The organism is Rhodopseudomonas sp. BR0M22 (assembly GCF_010907035.1).
GTDB lineage: Bacteria > Pseudomonadota > Alphaproteobacteria > Rhizobiales > Xanthobacteraceae > Rhodopseudomonas.
The window spans coordinates 1-25,179 of record NZ_QUMK01000036.1; the positions used below are offsets into that span (position 1 = coordinate 1).

The 25,179-nt window shown below is 65.5% G+C and carries 16 protein-coding genes; 7 read left to right on the forward strand and 9 right to left on the reverse strand.

Annotated elements, in window-relative coordinates; translation table 11 throughout:
* Positions 1-138 precede the first annotated feature (138 nt).
* The 5 genes from DY468_RS13295 to DY468_RS13315 all read right to left on the reverse strand — a co-directional run bounded on the left by DY468_RS13295 (position 139) and on the right by DY468_RS13315 (position 6,186).
* Positions 139-1,758, reverse strand: a complete 1,620-nt coding sequence (locus DY468_RS13295; protein ID WP_164605282.1) for a sulfite reductase subunit alpha — start codon at positions 1,756-1,758, stop codon at positions 139-141.
* Positions 1,755-3,527, reverse strand: coding sequence for a NirA family protein (locus DY468_RS13300; RefSeq protein WP_164605283.1), 1,773 nt, complete (start codon positions 3,525-3,527; stop codon positions 1,755-1,757). Before DY468_RS13300 ends, DY468_RS13295 begins: the two co-directional genes overlap by 4 nt.
* A 39-nt stretch (positions 3,528-3,566) precedes the next feature.
* Entirely contained in the window at positions 3,567-3,989 is a 423-nt protein-coding gene (locus DY468_RS13305) for a globin family protein (protein WP_164605284.1), read from the reverse strand.
* A 455-nt stretch (positions 3,990-4,444) separates the two neighbouring features.
* Positions 4,445-5,605, reverse strand: coding sequence for a CmpA/NrtA family ABC transporter substrate-binding protein (locus tag DY468_RS13310; RefSeq protein ID WP_164605285.1), 1,161 nt, complete (start codon positions 5,603-5,605; stop codon positions 4,445-4,447).
* The gene (locus DY468_RS13315; protein WP_164605286.1) at positions 5,602-6,186 is read right to left on the reverse strand and encodes an ANTAR domain-containing response regulator; all 585 of its coding nucleotides are present in this window, start codon (positions 6,184-6,186) and stop codon (positions 5,602-5,604) included. The genes DY468_RS13310 and DY468_RS13315 overlap by 4 nt, the downstream gene beginning before the upstream one ends.
* Positions 6,187-6,382: 196 nt before the next feature.
* On the opposite strand from DY468_RS13315, the gene glpK reads away from it, so the two are divergent.
* The 3 genes from glpK (at position 6,383) to DY468_RS13330 (ending at position 11,703) form a co-directional block, all read left to right on the forward strand.
* Positions 6,383-7,897, forward strand: coding sequence for a glycerol kinase GlpK (gene glpK / locus DY468_RS13320; protein ID WP_164605287.1), 1,515 nt, complete (start codon positions 6,383-6,385; stop codon positions 7,895-7,897).
* A 939-nt stretch (positions 7,898-8,836) separates the two neighbouring features.
* Positions 8,837-9,604 (forward strand): carbonic anhydrase, encoded by a 768-nt coding sequence (locus DY468_RS13325; protein ID WP_164605288.1) that lies wholly within the window; start codon positions 8,837-8,839, stop codon positions 9,602-9,604.
* 44 nt (positions 9,605-9,648) lie between these two features.
* On the forward strand, positions 9,649-11,703 hold the full coding sequence (locus tag DY468_RS13330) for a methyl-accepting chemotaxis protein (protein ID WP_164605289.1): 2,055 nt from the start codon (positions 9,649-9,651) through the stop codon (positions 11,701-11,703).
* 608 nt (positions 11,704-12,311) lie between these two features.
* On the opposite strand, the gene metH is transcribed toward DY468_RS13330, so the two are convergent.
* Complete coding sequence (gene metH / locus DY468_RS13335) at positions 12,312-16,193, reverse strand: methionine synthase (RefSeq protein WP_164605290.1); 3,882 nt, start codon at positions 16,191-16,193, stop codon at positions 12,312-12,314.
* 123 nt (positions 16,194-16,316) lie between these two features.
* Positions 16,317-17,204, reverse strand: a complete 888-nt coding sequence (gene metF / locus DY468_RS13340) for a methylenetetrahydrofolate reductase [NAD(P)H] (protein WP_164605291.1) — start codon at positions 17,202-17,204, stop codon at positions 16,317-16,319.
* A gap of 407 nt (positions 17,205-17,611) precedes the next feature.
* Here metF and DY468_RS13345 point away from each other — a divergent pair, with 407 nt between their 5' ends.
* Positions 17,612-18,628 (forward strand): LLM class flavin-dependent oxidoreductase, encoded by a 1,017-nt coding sequence (locus tag DY468_RS13345; RefSeq protein ID WP_164605292.1) that lies wholly within the window; start codon positions 17,612-17,614, stop codon positions 18,626-18,628.
* 151 nt (positions 18,629-18,779) lie between these two features.
* Here the strand turns inward: DY468_RS13345 and DY468_RS13350 are convergent, their stop codons facing one another.
* Both DY468_RS13350 and DY468_RS13355 read right to left on the reverse strand, forming a co-directional pair.
* On the reverse strand, positions 18,780-19,634 hold the full coding sequence (locus DY468_RS13350; RefSeq protein ID WP_164605293.1) for a prephenate dehydratase: 855 nt from the start codon (positions 19,632-19,634) through the stop codon (positions 18,780-18,782).
* A 59-nt stretch (positions 19,635-19,693) separates the two neighbouring features.
* A complete protein-coding gene (locus tag DY468_RS13355) occupies positions 19,694-20,428 on the reverse strand; it encodes a 3-deoxy-manno-octulosonate cytidylyltransferase (protein ID WP_164605294.1) in 735 nt (244 codons plus the stop codon).
* A 205-nt stretch (positions 20,429-20,633) separates the two neighbouring features.
* Between DY468_RS13355 and DY468_RS13360 the strand changes: the two genes are divergently transcribed.
* The 3 genes from DY468_RS13360 (at position 20,634) to DY468_RS13370 (ending at position 25,179) form a co-directional block, all read left to right on the forward strand.
* Positions 20,634-21,188: a c-type cytochrome gene (locus tag DY468_RS13360; protein ID WP_164605295.1), complete on the forward strand. Its 555-nt coding sequence runs from the start codon at positions 20,634-20,636 to the stop codon at positions 21,186-21,188.
* 212 nt (positions 21,189-21,400) lie between these two features.
* A complete protein-coding gene (locus DY468_RS13365; protein ID WP_164605296.1) occupies positions 21,401-23,296 on the forward strand; it encodes an extracellular solute-binding protein in 1,896 nt (631 codons plus the stop codon).
* 14 nt (positions 23,297-23,310) lie between these two features.
* Positions 23,311-25,179, forward strand: coding sequence for an extracellular solute-binding protein (locus DY468_RS13370; protein WP_164605297.1), 1,869 nt, complete (start codon positions 23,311-23,313; stop codon positions 25,177-25,179).

Consider the following 25,179-nt stretch of genomic DNA (forward strand, 5'->3'; position numbering starts at 1 on the left):
GTACTTCGTCTCAAGACGCGGGAGAGTAGGTCGCTGCCAGGCCTGCAAAGTACAAGAAATCCTCAAATCACGATGACAAGCAAACACACAAAACGCCGCCTCCAAAAGAGGCGGCGTTTTTTGCGTTTGCGACTCCCCTCAATACACATCCTGCTGATAGCGCCCCTGCTTCTTGAGTTCGGACACGAACGCGGTCGCGTCTGCGGCCGAGCGTGCGCCGTGTTGGGCGACGATATCGACGAGCGCGCGTTCGACGTCCTTGGCCATCCGCTTGGCGTCGCCGCAGACATAGAGACTGGCGCCTTCGGTGAGCCAGCCCCATAGGTCGCGGCCGACCTCGCGCATCCGGTCCTGGACGTAGATCTTCTCGCCGCTGTCGCGCGACCACGCCAGCGTCAGCCGGGTCAAATGGCCCGCGTTCTTCATCGCCTTCAATTCGTCCTCGTAGAAGAAGTCCGAAGCCGAACGCTGGTGGCCGAAGAACAGCCAGTTCTTGCCGGGAGCTTTGATCGCGCGGCGCTCGTGCAGAAAGGCGCGGAACGGCGCAACGCCGGTGCCCGGACCAATCATGATGATCGGCCGGCTGGAATCGGACGGCAGCGCGAAATTGTGCGCCTTCTGCACATAGGCGCGCAGCGTCTCGCCCGGCTGCACCCGCTCGGCAAGCCCGGTGGAGCAGACGCCGAGCCGCTGCCGCTTGCCGATTTTGTAGCGCACGCAATCGACCGTCAGCGTCAGCCGCCCCGGTGCTGTCTTCGGCGACGACGAGATCGAGTACAGCCGCGGCTGCAACGGTTCGAGCGCTTCGATGAAGGCTTCGGGATCGGGGCGGAGGCCGGGGAATTTCTCGAGGGCAGCCAGGACGTCGAGTGTCGCGGCGTCGCCGTCCGGATCTTCGCCGCTGGCGAGCGCACGGGCCTTCTTCCGTTTGTCGCCGCCGGTGATGTAGCTGATCAATTGAAACAGCATGTCGGGCGCCGGTGCCAGCGACACGCTGTCGATCAGCGTTTCGCGCAAGGTGCGTTGGCCGATCGGCAACTCCGCCGGCGCGCCGAGCGCCGCGATGATCGAATCGACCAGCGCCGGATCGTTGGTCGGAAACAACCCGAACGAATCGCCGACCTCGTAGCTCAGGCAATCCTCCAGTTCGAACTCGACGTGCCACGTCTCCTTCTCCGAGCCGGGCTTGTTGAGCCGGGTCCGCGACAACACCTTGGCGGTCGCCGGGTTGTCGCGCGAAGTGCCGCGCGGCGGCAGCGCAGCCACGGGTACGGCGTCGGCGGCGAGCGACGGGGCGTTGTCGAGCGTCGGCGTCGCGCCGATCTGTTCGGCCAGCGTCTTCACCATCCGCGCGGTGTCCTTGCCGCCGGGGGCGCACAGATTGAGCCGCGTCTCCTTGCCGTCGAAGATCGCGCCCGAGTAGTTGCGGCAGTCGTAGCCGCACTGACCGCAATCCTGCTGCGCCATCGCGGCCATCAGCTTCCAGCGCAGCGGCTTGCCCTCCGCGAGCTGCATCCGTTCGCCGATCGGCAGGCTCTGGTCGTGCCACGGCGCGCCGCCGTCGTCGTCTTCGGCCGCAGGCGTGGCGCCACCTGCGAGCAGCGCGGCCGCTTGGTCGGTGGACAGCGCGGTGACACCGTTGCCATCGAGCGACACCAGCCCGGCGAAGAAGCCGTTGAGCCAGGCGCGCTGCTCCTCCGAGAACGGCGCGGTGTCGGGGATCAGCGACGGAATCGGCGGCGGCAGGTTCGGGCTCATGCCACGGTCTCCGGTGATTGCCTGTAGGCGAACAGTTGCTGCAGCGCCGGCGCCTCATGGCGGCGGACGAAAGCGAGGAAGCTCTCCGCCGGCGAGGCGCGATGGGCCAAGTACGTCTGCAGCATGTGCTCGATCACGCGCGGTGCATCGTCCTGCTTGACGTCGCGCAGCACCTCGGTGCCGATCGCCGCATCGGGGCCGAAACCGCCGCCGACATGGACGTGAAAGCCTTCGACGCTGTCTTCATCGGAGATCGGCACCTTGGCGCCGATCAGGCCGATGTCGCTGATGAAGTGCTGGGCGCAGGAGTTATGGCAGCCGGTCAGGTGAATATTGATCGGACTGTCGAGCGCGACGCGTGGCTCGCAATGCTGTGCGATTGCTTCCGCAGTTTCCTTGGTATGCGCGGCGGCGAAGCGGCAGCCGGTAGCTCCGGTACAGGCGACGAGCCCGGCGCGGATCGGAGAGGCGGAGGTCGCCAGCCCGAGCGCCTCGATCGCGGCAACAGCCTCGCCCACGCGCGCATCCGGCACGCCGGAGATCAGCAGATTTTGCCACACCGTCAGCCGCAGATCGCCGTCGCCGAAGCCGTGGGCGATGTCGGCGAGTCCGCGCATCTGCGCCGAAGTCAGGTGGCCGGTCGCGAGCCGGACGCCGATCCAGTTCAGTCCGGCCTGCTGCTGCGCATGCACGCCGAGATGCGCGGTGCGGTCCTGCGCAGGCCGCGGCGCTGCTGCTTCGGTCGGCACACGGATCAGCTTGCGGCCGAGCTTGTCTTCGACGAGACCCAAGTACTTGTCGAAGCCGAACGCATCGAGCACGTATTTCAGCCGCGCCTTGTTGCGGTCGGTGCGATCGCCGTGCTCGATGAACACCCGCACGATCGCGTCCGCGACCTCGGTCGCCTCGTCGGCTGCCACGATCACGCCGGTATCGCGCGCGAAGTCCTTATGGCCAGTGATGCCGCCGAGCGCGAGCCGGAAGTACACGCCGGGCGCGACGCCGTGGCCGTCTGCGATCGTCACCGCCTGGAACGCGATGTCGTTGGTGTCTTCCAGCGTCGGGATCAATCCGCCGCCGTCGAACGCGACGTTGAATTTGCGCGGCAGCCCGAACAGCGCACGTTCGTTGAGGATGTGGAAGTGCCAGTCGCGGGCGTAAGGCCGCGTATCGATCAGTTCCTGCGGGTCGATGCCGGCGGTCGCCGAGCCGGTCACGTTGCGGATGTTGTCGGCTCCCGAGCCGCGCGCCCACAGACCGAGGCTCTCGATCCCCTGCAGCAGCTTCACTGCATGCTTCGGCGCGATCTCGCGCATCTGCAGATTGGCGCGCGTCGTGACATGCGCATAGCCGCCGGCAAGGGTGTCGGCGAGCTCGGCGAGCCCTCGCATCTGCCACGCCGTCAGAATGCCGTTCGGAATGCGCAGACGGCACATATACGAAGTCTGCGCCGGCGCGACGTAGAACAAGCCGTAATAGCGCCAGCGGAAATTGTCCGGCGGCTTTGGTGCGGCATTGTCGCATGCCTGCTGCTTCAGCCGCCCGTAGGCGTCGAACGGATGCTGCTCGCGCTTCCACTTCTCCTGGTCGTTGAGCTTCTTGCCCGAGGCGGTGACGCGGTCCTGCGCAGCGATGTGGATCGCGTCCGGCCCGCTCGGTGACGCGCCGCCGCCGGCCGGCAGGCTGCCGCGCGCGGCTCGGGCCGCGGTGACGCCGATGGCGAAGCCTTCGAGATAGCGCTTCTGGTCGATCGAGAACTCGGTGCTCATCGCCGCCTCACGCCGCTTGCACGGAGAGGGGCGGGGCGATCAACTCGGCGTGGTGTCGCTGTAGGCCGCCGCCAGCATCGTCTCGGACAGCATCGCGTAGGCGTCGCGCCACGCAGCCGCCAGCTCCGGCGTCCAGTCGGCACCGAATTCCCGCTCCAGCGTCCACAGCAGTGCCGCGCCGAATGGCGTGTAGTGCGCGGCGCTGACGCCAAAAGCGACGTGCAGCCGCGCCAGCCGTCCCGTGGCCGGCAGGATGGTGGCGAGATCGGTCAGCCCGGTCACCACCACGTTCAGCGTGCTCATCAGCTTCTTGCCCTGCCGGCGCATGTCGCCGTGAAACAGCGCTCGCAACTCCGGCGCGGTCGCGAACAGCCGCTCGTAGAACAGCGTCGCGGTCTCGTCCGAGATCGGCGTCAGCCGCGCGAAACTCTGCTGCACCAATGCGATCGCCTGCGGCGTCATCACGATCCTTGCTTGCGATGTGGTTTCGCCGACATCCGTACACGAAGCGCTGCATCGACCAATCCTCTTTGCGACCGACGTCCCGACCCGCGCAAAAAAACGCCGCTGCCTGGTTGCTCGCGGAGCGAGGCCAGGACAGCGGCGGTGCTGTCGGAGTTTCGATGACGCCAGGACACCCCACCGGCACCCTGTCAGCACAGGATTAGCGAAATTCGTGCCAACTCCTCGCAGGAGGTGGAATGTGTTGCCTCGTCAACGGTTTAATGCGTCTGGCCGTACCCACCCGGACCCGGCCGGCGGAGCCGCGAACCGCTGCCCGGCTGAGCAGCGTGGCGATCAAATGTGCAGCGCAGCGGGAATCGGCTGTCCCACGCAATGTCATTCCGGTGCGCTCGCGGCAGCGAGCTTCCGGTTCGCGCTGCCGCGCGTCGCGGAATGACTAATCTGGTCGCTTGTCAGCGTTTGATCTGCAGCTTCTGCAGATAGCCGGCGATGTCGTCGGGATCGAACGCGCCGCCGGTGCACTCGCCGATGCCGTCGGCCGGCGTGCTCGGCAAGTCAGGCGTCCCTCCGACCGCGGCGTCGTAGAGGTCCGGGCGGAACACCGCCTTGGCGGCGCCGAGCAGATCGGCCGACAGCGGCGCCTGTCCCCAGCGCACCATTTGCGCGTAGTTCCAGGCGCCCTGCACCGGGTCGGGGCGGGCCGCCGCTTCGCGTCCGACCAGCAGATAGCGGTCGCTGCCGCGCACCGTGCCGTCTGCCGCGACCTTGAGCCGGCCGTCGAGCGTGCGGCGGATCAGCTCCGGCGTCACCTCGATCCGCCCCGGCGTGCTGAGAAGCGTGCAGACTTCGTCGCGGTTGGCCGTGTCCTCGATGTAGTCGGCAGCGCGGGCGTGGGCGCGGATCAACGCCAGCAGAACCTCCGGCTGCGCGGCGGCCCAGCTCGCGCGCACCGCGAGCAGTTTCTCGGCGGCGCGCTGGAATAGTTCGCTGGCGAAATGCAGGATGGTGCCGATGCCGAGATCGATCGCCACCGAATTCCACGGCGCGCCGACGCAAAAGCCGTCGAGATGTTTGCTGGCGAGACTCTCCACCATGAACGGCGGCGGCAGCACCACCAGCCGCACGTCCTCGTCCGGATCGACGCCGCCGGCGCCCATCCAGAACCGCAGATCGTAATTGTGGCTGGAGAATGGGAAGGTCATGCCGAAGGTCAACGGATCCTGACCCTTGGCCTTGCGGTCGGCGACGACCCGCGCCAGCGCGCGCGCCGAGACCACCGGATCGGCGACATCGCCATCGGCCGTCGCAACGATCGCGGCATGGAGATCCGGCGACACCGTGATGGCATTGCCGTTGACGCCGAGGCCGAACCCGGAAATCACTGGCACCTTGACGTGGCCGATGCCGAGGCTGGAGGCGACAGCCAGCGGTGCGAGCAGATGCGCGGCGTCGAACATCCCGATGTTGAATTTGTCGCGGACGTTGGCCCATGAGATTTCGCGGACCAGCTCGACGTCCAGTCCCTCGGCGGCGCAGAAGCCTTTGTCGACGGCGACGATCAGCGCCGCAGCGTCGACCAGCGGGATGAATCCGATGCGCAGCCGTTCGCTCATTTCAACATCTCCGAAGCCGTGATCACCGACTGGGCGATCTCGGCGATTTTCTTCTTCTCGTTCATCGCGGCGGTCCGCAGCAGCACGTAGGCCTGCTCCTCGGTGAGGCCCTTGGCCTTCATCAGGATGCCCTTGGCGCGATCGATCACCTTGCGGTCCTCCAGCGCGGAGCGGGCGTTGTGCAGTTCGGTCTCCAGCCGGGTGAAGGCGTTGAAGCGGGAGATGCACAGATCGAGGATGTGCTTCATCCGCTCCTTCTTCAGCCCGTCGACGATATAGGCTGAGACGCCGGCATCGACCGAAGCCTGGATCGAAGCGCTGTCGCTCTGGTCGACGAACATCGCGATCGGCCGCTTCACGATCCGGCTGACCTGGAACATCTGCTCCAACATGTCTCGGCTGGGGTTCTCGAGATCGATCAGGATCACGTCCGGATCGATCTGGTAGATCCGCGCCAACAGGTTGGTGGTGCCTTCGAGCTGGGTGATGGCGGTCATCCCGGCTTCGCGCAGGCCCTCGCTCAGAATCGCGGCGCGCACCGGGTTCTCATCGACGATGACGATGTTCAGCGAGCGGTCCATCACGAGCGGCGGTACCTGTGGATGGCGGATGGCAGCACAAACCATATCCGGGTCGGCAATTGAAGCAGATTGATTGTGCAGCGCAGGCCGCCCGAGATTCAAGCCGAACGCGTCCGCCGGGCGATATTGACGGCGAAACCGCGATCGGGTGGGGTGGGCAAAACCGGTTCGTCACTCATCTTTGGGAAGAACGCTGATGCCTTTCGTCATGGCCATCGATCAGGGCACCACCTCGTCGCGGGCGATTCTGTTTCGCCAAGGGCCTTCGAACGACATCTCGATCGCAGCCTCGGCGCAGCAGGAATTCCCGCAGCATTTCCCCGCCTCCGGCTGGGTCGAGCACGAGCCCGAGGATATCTGGGCGACGACCATCGCCACCTGCCGCGCCGCGATGGACAAGGCCGGCGCGACCGCCGCCGATATCGCCGCGATCGGCATCACCAACCAGCGCGAAACCGTGGTGGTGTGGGATGCTGTCTCAGGCCAGGCGATCCACCGCGCCATCGTCTGGCAGGACCGCCGCACCGCGGAGTTCTGCACCCGGCTGAAGGCCGAGGGCCTGGAGCCGATGGTCACCGCCAAGACCGGGCTGATCATCGATCCGTATTTCTCCGGCACCAAGGTCGCTTGGCTGCTCGACAACGTGCCCGGCGCGCGGGCTCGCGCCGAGCGCGGCGAGCTGAAGTTCGGCACCGTCGATTGCTATCTGCTGTGGCGGCTGACCGGCGGCAAGGTCCACGCCACCGATGCCACCAACGCCTCGCGCACGCTGCTGTTCAACATCCACGACGGCGCCTGGGACGACGAACTGCTCAAGCTGCTCGGCGTGCCGCGCTCGATGCTCCCGGAGGTGAAGGATTCTTCGGCGCATTTCGGCGACAGCGTGCCGGAGCTGTTCGGCGGCTCGATCACCATCCGCGGCATCGCCGGCGACCAGCAGGCTGCGACCATCGGCCAGGCCTGCTTCACCCCGGGCATGATCAAGTCGACCTACGGCACCGGCTGCTTCGCGCTGCTCAACACCGGCGCGACGCCGGTGAAGTCGAACAACAAGCTGCTCACCACGGTCGCCTATCAGCTCGACGGCAAACGCACCTACGCGCTGGAAGGCTCGATTTTCGTCGCGGGCAGCGCGGTGCAGTGGCTGCGCGACGGCCTCGGCGTGATCAAGCACGCCTCCGAGACCGGCCCGCTCGCCGACAAATCGGACTCGGCGCAGAGCGTGTATCTGGTGCCGGCGTTCGTCGGCATGGGCGCGCCGTATTGGAATCCGCGCGTCCGCGGCGCGCTGTTCGGCCTGACGCGCAACACCGGCCCGGCGGAGCTCGCCCACGCCGCGCTGGAGAGCGTGTGCTACCAGACCTTCGACCTGTGGGCGGCCATGCGCGCCGACTGGCCGGACGCCGACGCCGCCACCACCGTGCTCCGCGTCGACGGCGGCATGACCGCCTCGGACTGGACCATGCAGCGCCTCGCCGATCTCCTGGATGCCCCGGTCGACCGCCCGGTGATCCAGGAAACCACCGCGCTCGGCGCCGCGTATTTGGCCGGCCTGTCCGCCGGCGTCTTCCCCGAACCTTCCAAGTTCGCCGACAACTGGCGCCTCGACCACCGCTTCCGCCCCGCCATGAGCGCAGCGACGCGCACGCGCAAACTCGCAGGCTGGGCGCGTGCGGTGAAGGGGCTGCTAGCAACGGACGAGGGGGAGTGAAAGCAGGGGGGCACGTAAGCGTTGGCCGCTGATCGAGGCGATTGGGCGCTGGGCTCAAACGGTCCCTCGACGCTCCAGTGGCCGCACTCCAAGCCTCTCACTCGTCATTCCGGATTGCGCGCCGTTGCGCGCAAGTCCGGAATCCATAGGCCGTTTGCTCTCGGCTACGATGATGCGCGGAATGCGGTCTTCAATCCATCAGCAACACGGTGGTTCTAGATTCCGGGCTCGCGCTTCGCGCGCCCCGGAATGACGACGGAGAGGCTGGCTATCAGGTTCGAGTCGATCGCTTCCCGGCTGCGGACCGCTGCACACCAGACCTCGCGCTCGTCATTCCGGATTGCGCGCCGTCGCGCGCAAGTCCGAATTCCATAAGCCGTTTGCTCTCGGCTACGATGATGCGCGGAACGCGGTCGTCAATCCTTCGCCAACGTGGCGGTGATGAATTGCGGGCGTGCGCGGAGTCTGTCGTTGGGGCGGCCGAAGGCTGGACGTCGGTGGCGTGCCCCGGAACGACGGGGTGGGGTGTCGCGAGCGTGCTTGAGGGCAAGTAATTCTACGCAGTTTATCGGCTGCGGCCTGCCTGCGGCGTTTCCATGATTAGTAGTGTTACGAAGTCTTCGGTGGAAGCGGCGCGTGCCGCTATCGAACTAACGCATTATTAGGCGTGAACTTGGACAAGTAATCAGCGTTCGTGGTTGGCTCTGCCGTCAGCGGGCCTGGGGTGGGCAATGGGGCGACCGGTTGGGGGATTGATTTCGGCAGAAGATCGAGAACGGGGTTCGACAGGATTGTTCGGAGCGCGCTTAATGCTGGTGTCAATCGGCCGGGCGACTTCGTACTCCACCGCGTTGAGTAGAACTCGTTCGAGACTCTAAACGTATCCGACTTCCACAGGCGCGAGCGTCGCTCGGTGTGGAGAAGGAAAGTGAGGGTGTCATGTCGGCGAATCGTCGGTCGGTTCTCAAAGGGCTCGTGGCCTGCGCCTGTTGCGCGGCGGCGGGCGCGAGCTTCGCCGAAGGTGCGGGTCACGGCGGCGGCGCGCACTGGAGTTACGACGGCGCTCCGGGTAAGTGGGGCGACCTCCAGTCCGACTTCAGAATGTGCAAGCTCGGCACCGAGCAGACGCCGATCGATCTGGACGCCGGTATCAAGGGTGAGCCTGGCGTCGTGCTGCACGACTACAAGCCGATGCCGCTGCGCATCGTCAACAATGGCCACACCATCCAGGTCAATGCCGATCCGGGCTCGGCCTGCGTCGTCGGCGGCACGCGCTACGAGTTGCTGCAGTTTCACTTCCATCATCCGAGCGAACATCTGGTCGGTGGCAAGCGCTTCGAGATGGAGTGCCATTTCGTGCACAAATCGCCGGCCGGCGCGCTGGCGGTGACCGGCGTTCTTATTCGTCCCGGCAGCGAGAACGGCGCATTGAAGGCGGTCTTCGATCAGATGCTGGAGCATGCCGGCGCCGAACTGCGCGCGGGCGGTTCGCTCGATCCGGCGGCGGTGCTGCCGCGGAGCGGCGGTTACTTCCGCTACATGGGCTCGTTGACCACGCCGCCGTGCTCGGAGGGGCTGACCTGGACCGTGTTCAAGGAGCCGATCGAATTGTCGCCCGCGCAGATCCAGCGCTTCGCCGCGCTGTTCCCGAACAATGCCCGGCCGGTGCAGCGTCGCAATCGACGCTTCCTGATCGATGCTTCCTGACACGCAATCAGCCCGTGCCGTCGCCGGATCGCAGAGGACTTCAGATGTCGCCCAACGCCAACGCTCCCGCCAGCCTGCTCGGCTTCTTCAACAACCGGCGGATCAACACCAAGATCCTGCTCGGTTTCGCGCTGATCCTGGCGCTCACCGCTACGCTTGCGACTGTATCGTATCGCAGGTTCGGGGATGTCAAAACCGAGTTCGAGACGTTCAATCAGCGGGTCGGCGTCGTCGGCTTGGCGAGAGATATCGAGCGCGGCTTCGTCGGCTATCGCCGGCTGGTGCGCGAATATTCGCTGACGGGCGAGGCGGCTCCGATGGAGGAAGCCAAGCGGCGCCAACCGCTGCTCACCGAGCTGATCGAACGTGCGGTGACCGAAACCAAGAATCCCGAGCGCCATCAGAAGATCGTCGAGCTGAGCGACGCATTCAGGGCTTATGTCGGGCAGTTCGACAAGCTGATCACGCTGCGGCAGACCGAGGACAAGCTGATCCGCGAGACGCTCGACCCGATCGGCCTGAAATCGCGGATCGATATCGAGGAGATGCAGGCGCTGGCGGCGAGCCGCACGGGCAGTTCCAACGCCGTGGTGCTGGCCGGTGAGGCTATGAAACAGTTGCTGCTGCTTCGCCTCAACGTCAACAAGCTGCTCAGCCGCCACGAGCAGAGCGCGGCGGACGGCGCCGAGCAGGCGCTCGCGGCGCTGAAGCTGGCGATGACGGCGTTCTCGGCGGCGATCGTGAACGACGAGGTCCGCAAGGTCTTCGCCGATGTCGATGCCGATGTGACGACATATGCCGACACCTATCGTCAGGCCGCCAAAGTGGCGAAACAGATCGATCTGCTCGCCAACAGCGAGATGACCAAGCTGGCGCGGGAAATCAACGCCGATGCCGAAGCCATCAAGGCCTCTGGCATGGCGGAAGAAAAGAAGATCGAGCATGACACCGCCGAGATGATCGCGTCGACCGAGCGCCTGGTGGCGGTGCTGGCGCTCGGCGCGCTCGCGCTCGGCGTCGTCCTCGCTTTGCTGATCGGACGGGCGATCTCCAGGCCGGTGGTCGGGCTGTGCGCCGGGATGCGCGAACTCGCAGACGGCAATTTCGCGGTCGTGCTGCCGGGGCTCGGCCGCGGCGATGAAGTCGGCGACATGGCGCAGGCGGTCGAGCTGTTCAAGATCAAGGCTGAGGAGAAGGCGCGCGCAGAGGCCGAGGCCAAGGCCGAGGAGGATCGTCGGCTCGCCGCTGTGCGCAAGCAGGAAATGCTCCGGCTCGCCGATCAGTTCGAAGGCGCGGTCGGCGAGATCGTTCACACGGTGTCGTCGGCCTCGACCGAGCTCGAGGCCTCGGCTTCGACCCTGACCGCAACGGCGGAGCGCGCTCAGCAGGTGACGACGGCGGTCGCCGCCGCGTCTGAAGAAGCCTCGACCAACGTCTCGTCGGTGGCTTCGGCGGCCGAGGAGATGGCGTCGTCCGTCAACGAGATCAGTCGCCAGGTGCAGGAATCGTCGCGGATCGCCGGCGAGGCCGTGTCGCAGGCGCAGAGCACCAACGCCCAGGTCGGAGAACTCTCGGCCGCGGCAGCGCGGATCGGGGACGTGGTCGAACTGATCAATCAGATCGCCGGCCAGACCAATCTGCTGGCGCTCAACGCCACGATCGAGGCGGCGCGCGCCGGCGAGGCGGGACGCGGCTTCGCGGTGGTGGCCGCCGAGGTCAAGGCGCTGGCCGAGCAGACGGCGAAAGCAACCGGCGAGATCAGCGCACAGATCAGCGGCATCCAGGCGGCGACCGGTCAGTCGGTCACCGCGATCCGGCAGATCGGCGGCACGATCTCGAAGATGTCGGAGATCGCCGCGGCGATCGCCTCAGCGATCGAGGAGCAAGGCGCCGCGACGCAGGAGATTTCGCGCAACATCCAGCAGGCGGCGATCGGGACCCAGGAGGTCTCGGAGAACATCGTGGAAGTCCAGCACGGCGCCACCGAAACCGGCTCGGCGTCCGGCCAAGTGCTGAGCGCCGCGCAGTCGCTGTCGCGCGACAGCAACATGCTGAAGCAGCAGGTCGCGACGTTTCTGTCGACGGTGCGGGCAGCCTGACCGGTCGCCCGCCCCGCTGCACGGGCTATGCTTTACTTGGAACGGCGACCGGGGCGTGCGCGAGCTGCCGGCGGCGCAGCGCGGCGTGATCGGGATGTCGCCCGCAAGCGCAGGCTGGGCGAAGGCGACAGACGAGGGGAGTGACCTCGGCGGCTAGCCAGAGCCGATGCCCTCACCATCGTCATTCCGGGCTTGCGTTGCGCACGCCCCGGAATGACGAACGAGAGGGTTTCACCCTCGTCGTGAGCGGGCTTGACCCACGCATCCATCTTGAGATCAGTCGTGACGGCTCAATCGTCGGATCGATCGCGCGATGGGCGCCGGCCTGCGGCGGCTCAAGCGGCCGCAGATCGAATCTTGACAATATTCCTATAAGAACTGTGGTCCGCCCACTCTCAGCCTTCATCGCCCGGCTCGTCCGGGCGACCCAGTATCCCAGCGCGTTCATTGCATCGGGCAGTGTTGGCCACGCGCTCTCTGCAATACTGGCCCCCCGGCCTGCGCGGGGGACGACGGCGGAGGTGGGGACGACAACTGAGCGGGCATAGCGGCAGAGCCGGTGACGCCGGCTCGCGCAGGCGATCACGACTGCAAGAAGGCCGAAGCTGTTACTTCGCTGCAACCTTCTGCTTGCGCCAGGCGAGGTGCAGCGCGCAGGTGCAGCCCTGCGGGTGCGAGGCCAGCGCGGCGTCGTCGGCCGACAGCGGAGCGTCGGCCTGCGGCGCCAGCGGCGGCATGCCGGTTTCATCGGTGGCGCCCGTGCTGCGCGACGGGATGTAGTTCAGCACCGGTGCCAGCCAACGTTCGGCGGTGGCGACGTCCCAGCCCTTGCGGGCGGCGTAGTCTTCGACCTGGTCGCGTTCGATCTTGCCGACGCCGAAATAGGCGCTCTGCGGATGGCTGAAATACAGCCCCGACACCGACGAGCCCGGCCACATCGCAAAGCTCTCGGTCAGCGTCACGCCGGCGGAGGCTTCGGCGTCGAGCAGCTCGAACAGCGTCGCCTTCTCGGTATGATCGGGCTGCGCCGGATAGCCGGGCGCGGGGCGGATGCCCTGATACTTCTCCAGGATCAGATCGTCGGCCGACTGAGTCTCGTCCGGCGCATAGCCCCAGAACTCGCGGCGGACGCGGGCGTGCATCCGCTCGGCGAAGGCTTCGGCGAGGCGGTCGGCCAGCGCCTTGACCATGATCGACGAGTAGTCGTCGCGCTCGGCCTTGAACTTGTCGGCGATCACGTCCTCGCCGATGCCGGCGGTGACCACGAAGCCGCCGATATAGTCGGCGACGCCGCTCGCAACCGGCGCGATGAAGTCGCTGAGCGCGGCGTTGGCGCGGCCTTCGCGCTTGTCGAGCTGCTGGCGCAGGCTGTGCAGCGTGGCGATCGGCGTGGTGCGTGCTTCATCCGCATAGACCAGGATATCGTCGCCCTGCGCATTCGCCGGCCAGAACCCGATCGTGGCGTTGGCGGTGAACCAGTTCTCGGCGACGATGCGGTCCAGCATCTTGCGGGCGTCGGCATACAGCGACCGCGCCGCTTCGCCGACCACGCCATCCTCGAGGATCGCGGGGAATCGTCCGGCCAGTTCCCAGGCCTGGAAGAACGGCGTCCAGTCGATGTAGTCGACCAGTTCGGCGAGCGAATAGCCGCTGAAGCTCCGGGTGCCGATGAAGGAGGGCTTGACCGGCTTGGTCGCGGCCCAGTCGATCTTGGTAGCGTTGGCGCGGGCGGCGGCGAGCGTCAACCGTTTCTTGTCGGCCTGGGCGCGGTGATGCGCGGCCGAGATCTTGGCGTAGTCGGCGCGAATCTCCGCCGCATAGGCGGCGCCCTTGTCCTTCGACAGCAGCGAAGAGGCGACGCCGACCGCACGGCTGGCGTCGTTGACGTGCACCACGCTGCCGGCAGGGTAGGCGGGGTCGATCTTCACCGCGGTGTGGACGCGGCTCGTCGTCGCGCCGCCGATCAGCAGCGGAACGTCGAAGCCGCTGCGCTGCAGCTCGCCGGCGAGGAAGCTCATCTCGTCGAGCGACGGCGTGATCAGGCCGGACAGGCCGATCAGATCGGCGTTCTCGGCCTTGGCGGTCTCGATGATCTTGGCGGCCGGCACCATCACGCCGAGGTCGATCACCTCGAAGTTGTTGCACTGGAGCACGATGCCGACGATGTTCTTGCCGATGTCGTGGACGTCGCCCTTGACGGTGGCGAGCACGATCTTGCCGGCGGAGGAGCGCTCCCCGGAGTCCTTGCCCGCGGCGAGGTTGGCGGCCTTCTCGGCTTCCATGAACGGCATCAGATAGGCGACCGCCTGCTTCATCACGCGAGCGGATTTCACCACCTGCGGCAGGAACATCTTGCCGTCGCCGAACAGGTCACCGACCACGTTCATGCCGGCCATCAACGGACCTTCGATCACGTGCAGCGGCCGCTCGGCCTTGGCGCGCGCTTCCTCGGTATCAAGCTCGATGAACTCGGTGATGCCGTGCACCAGCGCGTGGCTGAGCCGCTGCTCGACCGGCCACGAACGCCAGGCGAGGTCCTGTTCCTTCTGCTGCTTGCCCTGGCCGCGATACTTGTCGGCGAGCGCCAGCAGCCGCTCGGACGCACCCGGGTCGCGGTTGAGGATGACATCCTCGCACACCTGGCGCAGCTCGGGATCGATGTCGTCATACACGATCATCTGCCCGGCATTGACGATGCCCATGTCCATGCCGGCCTTGATGGCGTGATACAGGAACACCGAGTGCATCGCCTCGCGCACCGGCTCGTTGCCGCGGAACGAGAACGACAGGTTGGAGACGCCGCCCGAAACATGCGCGTGCGGCAGGTTCTGGCGGATCCAGCGCGTCGCTTCGATGAAGTCGACGCCGTAATTGTTGTGTTCTTCGAGGCCTGTGGCGATCGCGAAGATGTTGGGATCGAAGATGATGTCTTCCGGCGGGAAGCCGATACGGTTGACCAGAATGTCGTAGGCGCGGGCGCAGATCTCGGTCTTGCGTGCGTAGGTGTCGGCCTGGCCGGTCTCGTCGAACGCCATGACGACGACGGCGGCGCCATGACGCTTGGCGATGTTCGCCTCGTGGATGAACTTGTCCTCGCCCTCCTTGAGCGAGATCGAGTTCACCACCGGCTTGCCCTGCAGGCACTTCAGCCCGGCCTCGATCACATTGAACTTCGAGGAGTCGACCATCACCGGCACCTTGGCGATGTCCGGTTCGGCGGCGACGAGGTTGAGGAAGGTGACCATCGCGGCTTCGGAATCGAGAAGCCCTTCGTCCATGTTGACGTCGATGATCTGGGCGCCGTTCTCGACCTGATCGCGCGCCACCTGCAACGCGGCGGCGTAGTCGCCGGCGGTGATCAATTTGCGGAATTTCGCCGAGCCGGTGACGTTGGTGCGCTCGCCGACATTGACGAACGGAATGGCTGCGGTCAGCTCGAACGGCTCGAGGCCCGAGAGCCGCAGCCGCGGCTCGATGGTCGGGATCACACGCGGCTTATGCGGCGCGACCGCGTCGGCGATCGCCTTGATGTGGGCCGGCGTGGTGCCGCAGCAGCCGCCGACGATGTTGACGAGGCCGGCTTCGGCGAACTCGCCGACGAGACCAGCCATGTACTCCGGGCTCTCGTCGTACTGGCCGAATTCGTTGGGCAGGCCGGCGTTGGGATAGGCGCAGACCAGCGTATCGGCGACGCGGCTGATATCGGCGATGTGGGCGCGCAGATCCTTGGCGCCGAGCGCGCAGTTGAAGCCGATGGTGATCGGCCGCGCGTGCCGCACCGAATTCCAGAACGCTTCCGGCATCTGGCCGGACAGCAGGCGGCCGGATTTGTCGGTGATGGTGCCGGAGATCATCACCGGCACGTCGATGCCGCGGGCGTCGGTGATCTCGGCGATCGCGTACAGCGCCGCCTTGGCGTTCAGCGTATCGAAGATGGTTTCGAGCAGCAGGATGTCGGCGCCGCCGTCGAGCAGGCCGTTGATCTGCTCGGCATAGGCGATGCGTAGATCGTCGAACGTCACAGCGCGGTAGCCCGGATTGGCGACGTCGGGCGAGATCGAGGCGGTGCGGTTGGTCGGGCCGATCGCGCCGGCGACGAAGCGCGGCTTGCCGTCTTCGGCTTCGACCTTGGTGGCAGCATTGCGGGCGAGGCGGGCGCCGTCGCGGCTCATCTCGTAAGCCAGATCCGACATGTCGTAGTCGGCCTGCGCGATCGAGGTCGAGGAGAAGGTGTTGGTCGCGACGATATCGGCACCGGCGCGCAGATACTGCGCGTGGATGTCCTCGATCGCCTGCGGCTGGGTCAGGATCAGCAGATCGTTGTTGCCGCGCAGGTCGCGGTGGAAGTCCTTGAACCGCATCCCGCGGAACGCAGCCTCGTCGAACTGCAGCTGCTGAATCATCGTCCCCATCGCACCGTCGAGCACAAGGATGCGCTGCGCGGCGAGGGCATGAAGACGATCGGCGATCGGGCTTTTGGGAGTCGACATTTGCAAGCTACTCAGCGCGGCTCCCTCTTCCCGTCGGGGAGAGGGCTGGGGTGAGGGGGATCGAACGCATGCGGTCTGATGTTCGGGGAGCGTGCTCTGCGCGTGGAGAGTTTAGTTGCAAACTCACGCGGCTTGCCTTGCTGCCTGCGGCCGGAAGCCCAGCAGATGGCTGATGGCGAACACCAGGTCCGCGCGGTTCATGGTGTAGAAGTGGAAGTTGCTGACGCCGTGCTTGGCGAGCTTGTGCACCTGGCCGGCCGCGACCGTCGCGGCCACCAGCTTGCGGGTGTCGGGATCGTCGTCGAGGCCTTCGAACTGCCTGGCCAGCCAATCCGGCACGCTGGCGCCGGCGCGGGCGGCGAAGCCGGCGGCCTGCTTGAAGTTTTGCACCGGCAGGATGCCCGGCACGATCGGGATGTCGATCCCGCGGGCGCGGACGCGGTCGAGGTAGCGGAAGTACAGGTCGTTGTCGAAAAAGAACTGGGTGATGGCGCGGGTCGCGCCCGCATCGACCTTGGCTTTCAGGATGTCGAGGTCGGCATCGAAGCCGGTGCTCTCCGGATGCTTCTCCGGGTAGGCCGACACCGTGACGTCGATGTCGGGATAGCGGCGCTTGATCGAGGCGACGAGATCGGCCGAGCTGCGATAGCCCTGCGGATGCGGCGCGTAGGTGCCGCCGAGGCCGGTGGTCGGATCGCCGCGCAGCGCTACGATGTGGCGGACGCCGATGTCGTGATAGCGAGTCACCACCTCGTCGACGTCGGCGCACGGCGCATCGACACAGGTCAGATGCGCCGCCGGCGTCAGCTCGGTCTCTTTCAGAATGCGGGCGATGGTGGCGTGGGTCCGCTCCCGGGTCGAGCCGCCGGCCCCATAGGTGACCGATACGAAGCTCGGATGCAGCGGCGCCAGCCGGCTGACCGCCTGCCACAGATTGCGCTCCATCTCCTCGGTCTTCGGTGGGAAGAACTCGAAGGAAATTGCCGGAAGCTGCTGCGGCAGGTCGCTCATCTGATTGGTCATCCAGTTTGAAAGGGCGGTTCGGTTTCGAGAGGCACGCGCGGCTGCCCAACGGCCGGAAACCTGTACGAACCGCGTTAAATTAGGCCGAACAGCCGCCGACGGCCAGCCCACTTTTGGCGATTCCACCTTGGGAAGTTGCCCATTATCGTCACATTCGATCGGTTTGTGTCGGTGTTTTCGATTTCGGTGTGGGCAGCTCTTGCGGGCTGGGTGGTCGAAAATCTGTCGGCTTTTCAGTCGGTTGTTTGCGGTGCAGCGAATGGGAGCGAGCAGGGGCGGCTCGACCGGGTGGAACTGGTGTCATTCTGCCCACTTTCGCCTCGGTGGTTTGCCGTTGCCAAACTCCTTGGCCCAATACCTTTGCGCCGACCTCGGAGGAGCACTAGGTTATGAGCATGTTGCCGCTCTCAATCCTCGATCTCTCCGTCGTCACCACTGGCACACCGCCGGCGGCCGCGCTGCGTAACTCGATCGACCTTGCGCGCCATGCGGATTCGCTCGGCTACGTGCGTTACTGGCTGGCTGAACACCACAGTCTGCCCTCGGTCGCGAGCCCTGCGCCCGACATCATGATTGGGCAGATCGCGGCCGTGACCGAGCGCATCCGCGTCGGCTCCGGCGGCGTGATGCTGCCGAACCACGCGCCGCTGATGGTGGCCGAGCGCTTCAAGATGCTTGAAGCGCTGTTCCCCGGCCGGATCGATCTCGGCATCGGCCGCGCACCCGGCACCGATCAGGCGACGATGCACGCGCTGCGCCGCCGGCTCGACATCCGCGAAGGCGACGATTTCCTGGAGCGGCTGCAGGAGCTGACGCTGTGGGAGACCCGGGGCTTTCCGCCGGGCCATCCCTACAACAATGTGGTGGCGATGCCCGACGATGCGCCGTTGCCGCCGATCTGGCTGCTCGGCTCCAGCGATTACAGTTCCGAGCTCGCCGCGCAGGTCGGCATGGGCTTCGCGTTCGCGCACCACTTCGCTTCGCACGATGCCGTCGCGGCGCTGACGCATTATCGCAGCAACTTCCGGCCGACGCGGTGGCGGTCGACGCCGCACGGCATTCTTGCGGTGGCCGTTGTGGTGGCCGAGACCGACGAGGAGGCGGAGCGGCTGGCGAGCTCGATGGATCTCAGCCGCCTGTTGCGCGACCGCGGCCGTTACGTGACGCTGCCGAGCGTCGAAGAGGCGCTGGCCTATCCCTACACCGAGGCCGACCGCGCTTCGATCGCGCGCAATCGCTCGCGGCTGTTCGTCGGCAGCCCGGCGACGGTGCGCCAGGCTTTGCAGCCGCTGATCACCGCGAGCCACGCCGACGAGCTGATGGTGATCACCGCGGTGTACGATCACGAAGCGCGCAAGCGCAGCTACAGCCTGCTGGCCGACGCCTTCGAGCTGCAGCGCGCGGCGGCGTAGGTCGACAAAGCAGCTATCGTCATTGCGAGGAGCACCCGGATCGGCGCTTCGCGCCGTCCGAGCACAGGCTCCGCGACGAAGCAATCCAGAAGCTCAGTGTACCGAGCTGGATTGCTTCGCTTCGCTCGCAATGACGTGGCAGGGCTCTGGCCTACCGCTCGCTGAACGTCTCGCGGAACGGGTGGCCGGGATAGACGCCGACGATGCGGAATTCGCGGGAGAAGAACTTCAGTTCGTCGAGCGCGAAAGCGAGGTTCCGGTCCTCGGGGTGGCCTTCGACGTCGGCATAGAACTGCGTCGCGAAGAAATTGCCGTCCACCATGTAGCTTTCCAGCTTGGTCATGTTGACGCCGTTGGTGGCGAAGCCGCCGAGCGCCTTGTAGAGCGCGGCCGGCAGGTTGCGTACCCGGAACACAAAAGTGGTGACGAGCTGGCCCGAGCCTTGCGGCGCCCAGCGTGGTTCGCGCGCCAGCACCACGAAGCGTGTGGTGTTGTGCGCCTCGTCCTCGATGTCTTCGGCCAGAATGTCGAGACCGTAGATCTGCGCGGCCAGCCGCGACGAGATCGCCGCGCAGGTCTTGTCGCCGCGCTCGGCGATGATCCGCGCCGAGCCGGCGGTGTCGCCGGCGACGATCGGTCTCAGCCCGAACTTGCGGATGATGCGGCGGCACTGGCCGAGCGCGTGGACGTGGCTTTCGACCGTCTTGATGTCTTCGAGCTTGGCGCCGGGCACCGCCACGAGCTGATGCCGGATCGGCAGAAACCATTCGCCGATGATGAACAGCTTCGAGGTCGGCAGCAGATGGTGGATGTCGGCGACGCGGCCGGCGACCGAATTCTCGATCGGAATCATGCCGAGATCGGCTTCTCCCGAGGAGATCGCGCTCAGCGCATCCTCGAACGTTGCGCAAGGCATCGCCTCGGCGGTGGGATAGGCATCGCTGATCGCGATGTGGGAATTGGCGCCGGGTTCGCCCTGGAATGCGATTTTCATGGTCTTTGTCATTGCGTCCTGTCTCTGGCGCGCGTTCTAGCAGCCGCAGCGGTTTCCGCCAGAGGGCGGGTTCAGCCGCCGAGCACGCGCCGTGCCGTCTCGAGATCGGCCGGTGTATCCACCCCGCGCGGCACGCTGTCGACGATGCCGACGTCGATCCGCATCCCGGCCTCCAGCGCGCGGAGCTGTTCGAGCTTCTCGCGGCGCTCGAGCGGGGAAGGGGGCAGCGCGACGAACCGCTCCAGAGCGGCGCGGCGGTATCCGTAAAGGCCGATGTGATGGTAGCGCGGCCCGTCACCCCACGGCGCGGTGGTGCGGGTGAAATACAGCGCCCGCAACCTGTCGTCGGTGAGCGGTGAACCGATCACCTTCACCACGTTGGGATTGGTCGCTTCTTCTTCGGTGTGGATTTCAGCCGCCAGGGTGGCGATGTCGACCGCTGGGTCGGACAGCGGTGTCAGCACAGCGCCGATCTGCTCGGGCCGGATGGTCGGAAAATCGCCCTGCAGGTTGATCACGGTCTCGATCTTGCTCTCCGGATCCAAGGTCTGAAGCGCCTCGAAGATCCGGTCCGAGCCCGAGGGGTGGTCGGAGCGGGTCATCACCACCTCGCCGCCATGGGCGGTCACGGCGGCGGCGATCTCCGGCGTATCGGTGGCCACCGCGACCCGGCCGATTTCTGCCGCCTGCGCCCGGCGCAGCACCTGCACCACCATCGGCAATCCGGCGATATCGAGCAGCGGCTTACCGGGCAACCGGGTCGCGGCCATCCGGGCGGGGATCAGAACCAGGGTTGTTTGGGACATCGAAGGATCGCGTTTGGAGCGGGAGGATGCGCTGCAGCGAATACAACTGAGCTGGTATCAAGCTGCCGGAAACAACGCATGTTTGGCGTTTATACGGGTTGCCAGCGCTGGGGCAAACCGATATCTCATCACGACTAAAGTCGAGTTGAGAATGCCTCCGATCAACAGGTCCGGGCACGGTCCGGTTCGAAAAGCGTGAGCCACAATGGATACTTTCGAACTCAACAAAATCGTCGGCGCGATCTTCGGAACCTGCCTGATCCTGTTGCTGTCCAACTTCGCGGCCCAGGCCATCTTCTCTCCGACCAAGCCGGAAAAGCAGGGCTACGCGATTGCGGTGAAAGAGGCTGAACCGGCGCCCGGCAAGGATGCCGCGCCGAAGGCGGACGAGCCGATCGAGAAGCTGCTTCAGACCGCTTCGGTCGACCAGGGCGCCAAGGTCTCCAAGAAGTGCGCCGCCTGCCACACCTTCGAAAAGGACGGCCCGAACCGCGTCGGTCCGAACCTGTATGGAATTGTCGGCGATCATCGGGGCGAAGGTCGCAACGGCTTCAATTTCTCCGCGGCGATGAAGGCCAAGGGTGGCGCCTGGACGTTCGACGAGCTGAACAAGTTCCTGACCAATCCGAAGGCCTATATCCCCGGCACTGCTATGGGCTTTGCCGGTATTCCGAACGACAAGGAACGGGCCGATCTGATCGCCTATCTCAACAAGAATTCGGACAAGCCCGAGCCGCTGCCTGCGACGGCCGAGAAGTAACGATCATCCAAATGTTGGGTTCGGACGGCCGGGGCTTTCCCGGCCGTTTTGTTTTGGGCGCCGGTTCGAATTAAACATCGGTAACCGGGACCTTTCGCCGCAAGTCGGCCGCGCGCGGGGTGTTATCCTCCGTCAAAATCGCCATAATCGGACGAATCCTCGGATATGTCCGGTCCGGGCCGGTGACCGCAGCGAACAAGGATTTCCGTATCGTGAGTTTGACCCGACGACATGTTTTGCAGGGCGGCTTGTTGGCCGCCGCGACCCCGGCCTTGAGCTTGAGCCCCGGTCTGTTCGCGGCCAGCACGGCGCGCGCCGACACTGCCATCGAAGGGGCGGTATGGCGGCATGGTCTGTCGCTGTTAGGGGAGCTGAAATATCCGGCCGGCTTCACGCAGTTCGACTACGTCGACCCGAAGGCGCCGAAAGGCGGGGCGGCGCGGCAGATCGCACTCGGCACGTTCGACAATTTCAATCTTGCGGTCGCCGGCGTGAAGGGCAACATCGCCGGCCCGGTGGGCTATCTGTATGAGACCCTGATGACGTCGTCGCAGGACGAGGTCGGCACCGAGTACGGCCTGCTGGCCGAGGGCGCTGCGCATCCCGACGATTTTTCCTGGGTGATCTATCGTTTGCGCAAAGAAGCGCGTTGGCACGACGGTAAGCCTGTGACCGCCGACGATGTCGTGTTCTCCTTCGACGCGCTGAAGAAATACAGCCCGCGCTATGCCTCGTATTATCGTCACGTCGTCAAAGCCGAAAAGGTTGGCGAACGCGACATCCGCTTCACCTTCGATGCTCCCGGTAATCGCGAGCTGCCGACCATCGTCGGCGAACTGATGGTGCTGCCGAAGCACTGGTGGGAAGGCAGCGACGCTCAGGGGCGAAAGAGGGACGTCTCGGCCACCACGCTGGAGCCGCCGCTGGGGTCTGCGCCCTACAAGATCAAGGAATTCGTCGCCGGCCGCTCGGTGGTGCTGGAGCGCGTCAAGGATTATTGGGGCGAGAAGCTGCCGGTGCGCATCGGCCAGAACAATTTCGACGAACTGCGGTTCGAGTACTTCCGCGACAACACCGTGGCGCTGGAGGCCTTCAAGGCCGACCAGGCCGACTGGATCATGGAGAACTCCGCCAAGCAGTGGGCGACGGCCTACGACTTTCCTGCGGTGAATGACAAGCGCGTCGTCAAAGAGGAATTCCCGATCAACGATTCGGGGCGGATGCAGGCCTTCGTGCTGAACACCCGCCGCGAGATGTTCAAGGATCCGCGTGTCCGGCGCGCCTTCAACTACGCGTTCGACTTCGAAGAGATGAACAAGCAGTTGTTCTACGGTCAATACAAGCGGATCGCGAGCTTCTTCGAAGGCACCGAACTCGCTTCCAGCGGGTTGCCGGAAGGGCAGGAGCTGGCATTGCTCGAGACCGTCCGCGACAAGGTGCCGGCTGAACTGTTCACGCAGCCCTACACCAATCCGGTCGGCGGCAACGCGGAAGCGGTGCGCGCCAACTTGCGCGAAGCGATGAAACTGGTGAAGGAGGCCGGCTTCGACATCAAGGATCGCAAGCTGGTCGATACGAACGGCAAGCCGGTCGCGGTGGAGATTTTGGTGCAGGATCCGTCATCGGAGCGGATTGCGCTGTTCTACAAGCCGTCGCTGGAGCGGCTCGGCGTCGCGGTCTCGATCCGCGTAGTCGACGACGCGCAATACCAGAACCGGATTCGCGCGTTCGATTTCGACATCATCACCGATCTGTGGGGCCAGTCGCTGTCGCCAGGCAACGAGCAGCGCGACTATTGGGGATCGCAGGCGGCCGACCAGCAGGGTTCGCAGAACACCATCGGGATCAAGAATCCGGCCGTCGATGCGCTGATCGACAAGGTGATCTATGCCAAGGACCGCCCGTCGCTGATCGCGGCGACGCGGGCGCTCGACCGTGTGCTGTTGTGGAACTTCTACGTGGTGCCGCAATTCACCTACGGCTTCATGCGCTACGCGCGTTGGGACCGTTTCAATCATGCGCCGCTGCCTAAATACGCCCGGTCAGGTCTGCCGGCGCTGTGGTGGTACGACGCCGGCAAGGCCGCCGCGCTCGGCAGGCGCTCTTGAGGATCGCTTCACGTATGCCGCAGCTCAATCGTCGCAACGTGCTCGCTCTCGGCGTCGGCGCGCTGGCGGTCGCGCATCTGCGGGACAGCGCGGCCGCAACCGAAGGCGAGACCGTCTCGCATGGGATCTCGGCATTCGGCGACCTGAAATATCCGGCCGATTTTGCGCATTTCGACTATATCGATCCGCGCGCCCCGAAAGGGGGGCTGTTCTCGACGATCCCATCGGTGCGCGCATTCAATCAGTCGTTTCTGACCTTCAACTCGCTCAACGCCTACATTCTCAAGGGCGACGGCGCGCAGGGGATGGGGCTGACCTTCGCGACGTTGATGGCCCGCGCCGGCGACGAGCCGGATGCGATGTACGGCTTCGCCGCCTCCAAGGTGGCGATCTCGCCCGACGGACTGACCTATCGCTTCACGATGCGGCCCGAAGCGCGGTTTCACGACGGCAGCAAGCTGACTGCCCGCGACGCCGCGTTCTCGCTCAACATCCTCAAAGCCAAGGGCCATCCGCTGATCACGCAGCAATTGCGCGATTTCATCGAGGCGAAGGCGGACGGCGATGCGACTCTGATCGTTACCTTCAAACCGCAGCGCGCCCGTGACGTGCCGCTGTTCGTCGCCGGGCTGCCGCTGTTCTCGGAGACGTACTACGCCAAGCAGCCGTTCGAGGAGTCGACCATGGAGGTGCCGCTCGGCAGCGGACCCTACAAGGTCGGGCGACTTGAATCGGGCCGGTTCATCGAATTCGACCGGGTCAAGGATTGGTGGGGTGCCAAGCTGCCGGTCAACATCGGCGCCAATAATTTCGACACCGTGCGTTACGAGTTCTATCGCGATCGCGACGTCGCCTTCGAGGGATTCACCGGCCGGAGCTATTTGTTCCGTGAAGAGTTCACCTCGCGGATCTGGAACACCCGCTACGACTTCCCGGCGATCCATGACGGCCGCGTCAAACGCGAGATGCTGCCGGACGAAACGCCGTCCGGCGCGCAGGGCTGGTTCATCAACACGCGCCGCGACAAGTTCAAGGATCCACGGGTGCGTCAGGCGCTCGGCTGCGCGTTCGATTTCGAATGGACCAATAAGACGATCATGTACGGCACCTACGCGCGCACGGTGTCGCCGTTTCAGAACTCCGACCTGATGGCGGTGGGAGTGCCGTCGCCGCAAGAGTTGGCACTGCTCGAACCGTTCCGCGGCAAGGTGCCGGACGAGGTGTTCGGCGAACCGTTCCTGCCGCCGGTTTCCGATGGTTCCGGCCAGGATCGCGCTTTGCTGCGCCAAGGTGCGCAGCTTCTGAAGGAGGCGGGCTTTCCGGTGAAGAACGGAAAATGCCTGACCCCTTCGGGCGAACCATTCCGGGTGGAATTCCTGCTCGACGAGCCTGCGTTCCAGCCGCACCATATGCCGTTCATCAAGAACCTCGGCACTTTGGGCATCGAGGCCACTCTGCGCATGGTCGACCCGGTGCAGATGCGGGCGAGACGCGACGATTTCGATTTCGACCTGACGATCGAGCGCTACGGATTCTCGACCGTGCCGGGAGATGCGCTCCGCAACTACTTCTCGTCGCAGGCTGCCGCCATCAAGGGTTCGAACAATCTGGCTGGCATCGCCGATCCGGCGATCGATGCGATGATCGATCAGGTGATTGCCGCCGACAGCCGGGCCAAGCTGGTGTTTGCCGCTCGGGCACTCGATCGGCTGATCCGCGCCGGCCGTTACTGGGTGCCGCAATGGTACTCGGCCTCGCATCGGCTGGCCTATTGGGACGTGTTCGGCCATCCACCGAAACTGCCGAAATATGTCGGCGTCGGCGTTCCGGACTTGTGGTGGGCGAAAGATGCGGCGGCTGCGGCCGACCGAGGGACCAAATAG

What these genes read in the sequence shown, in the direction of transcription:
- DY468_RS13295 (WP_164605282.1), bottom strand. Translation starts at nt 1,758, where the DNA reads ATGAGCCCGAACCTGCCGCCGCCGATTCCGTCGCTGATCCCCGACACC.
- DY468_RS13300 (WP_164605283.1), bottom strand. Translation starts at nt 3,527, where the DNA reads ATGAGCACCGAGTTCTCGATCGACCAGAAGCGCTATCTCGAAGGCTTC.
- DY468_RS13305 (WP_164605284.1), bottom strand. Translation starts at nt 3,989, where the DNA reads ATGACGCCGCAGGCGATCGCATTGGTGCAGCAGAGTTTCGCGCGGCTG.
- DY468_RS13310 (WP_164605285.1), bottom strand. Translation starts at nt 5,605, where the DNA reads ATGAGCGAACGGCTGCGCATCGGATTCATCCCGCTGGTCGACGCTGCG.
- DY468_RS13315 (WP_164605286.1), bottom strand. Translation starts at nt 6,186, where the DNA reads ATGGACCGCTCGCTGAACATCGTCATCGTCGATGAGAACCCGGTGCGC.
- glpK (WP_164605287.1), top strand. Translation starts at nt 6,383, where the DNA reads ATGCCTTTCGTCATGGCCATCGATCAGGGCACCACCTCGTCGCGGGCG.
- DY468_RS13325 (WP_164605288.1), top strand. Translation starts at nt 8,837, where the DNA reads ATGTCGGCGAATCGTCGGTCGGTTCTCAAAGGGCTCGTGGCCTGCGCC.
- DY468_RS13330 (WP_164605289.1), top strand. Translation starts at nt 9,649, where the DNA reads ATGTCGCCCAACGCCAACGCTCCCGCCAGCCTGCTCGGCTTCTTCAAC.
- metH (WP_164605290.1), bottom strand. Translation starts at nt 16,193, where the DNA reads ATGTCGACTCCCAAAAGCCCGATCGCCGATCGTCTTCATGCCCTCGCC.
- metF (WP_164605291.1), bottom strand. Translation starts at nt 17,204, where the DNA reads ATGAGCGACCTGCCGCAGCAGCTTCCGGCAATTTCCTTCGAGTTCTTC.
- DY468_RS13345 (WP_164605292.1), top strand. Translation starts at nt 17,612, where the DNA reads ATGTTGCCGCTCTCAATCCTCGATCTCTCCGTCGTCACCACTGGCACA.
- DY468_RS13350 (WP_164605293.1), bottom strand. Translation starts at nt 19,634, where the DNA reads ATGACAAAGACCATGAAAATCGCATTCCAGGGCGAACCCGGCGCCAAT.
- DY468_RS13355 (WP_164605294.1), bottom strand. Translation starts at nt 20,428, where the DNA reads ATGTCCCAAACAACCCTGGTTCTGATCCCCGCCCGGATGGCCGCGACC.
- DY468_RS13360 (WP_164605295.1), top strand. Translation starts at nt 20,634, where the DNA reads ATGGATACTTTCGAACTCAACAAAATCGTCGGCGCGATCTTCGGAACC.
- DY468_RS13370 (WP_164605297.1), top strand. Translation starts at nt 23,311, where the DNA reads ATGCCGCAGCTCAATCGTCGCAACGTGCTCGCTCTCGGCGTCGGCGCG.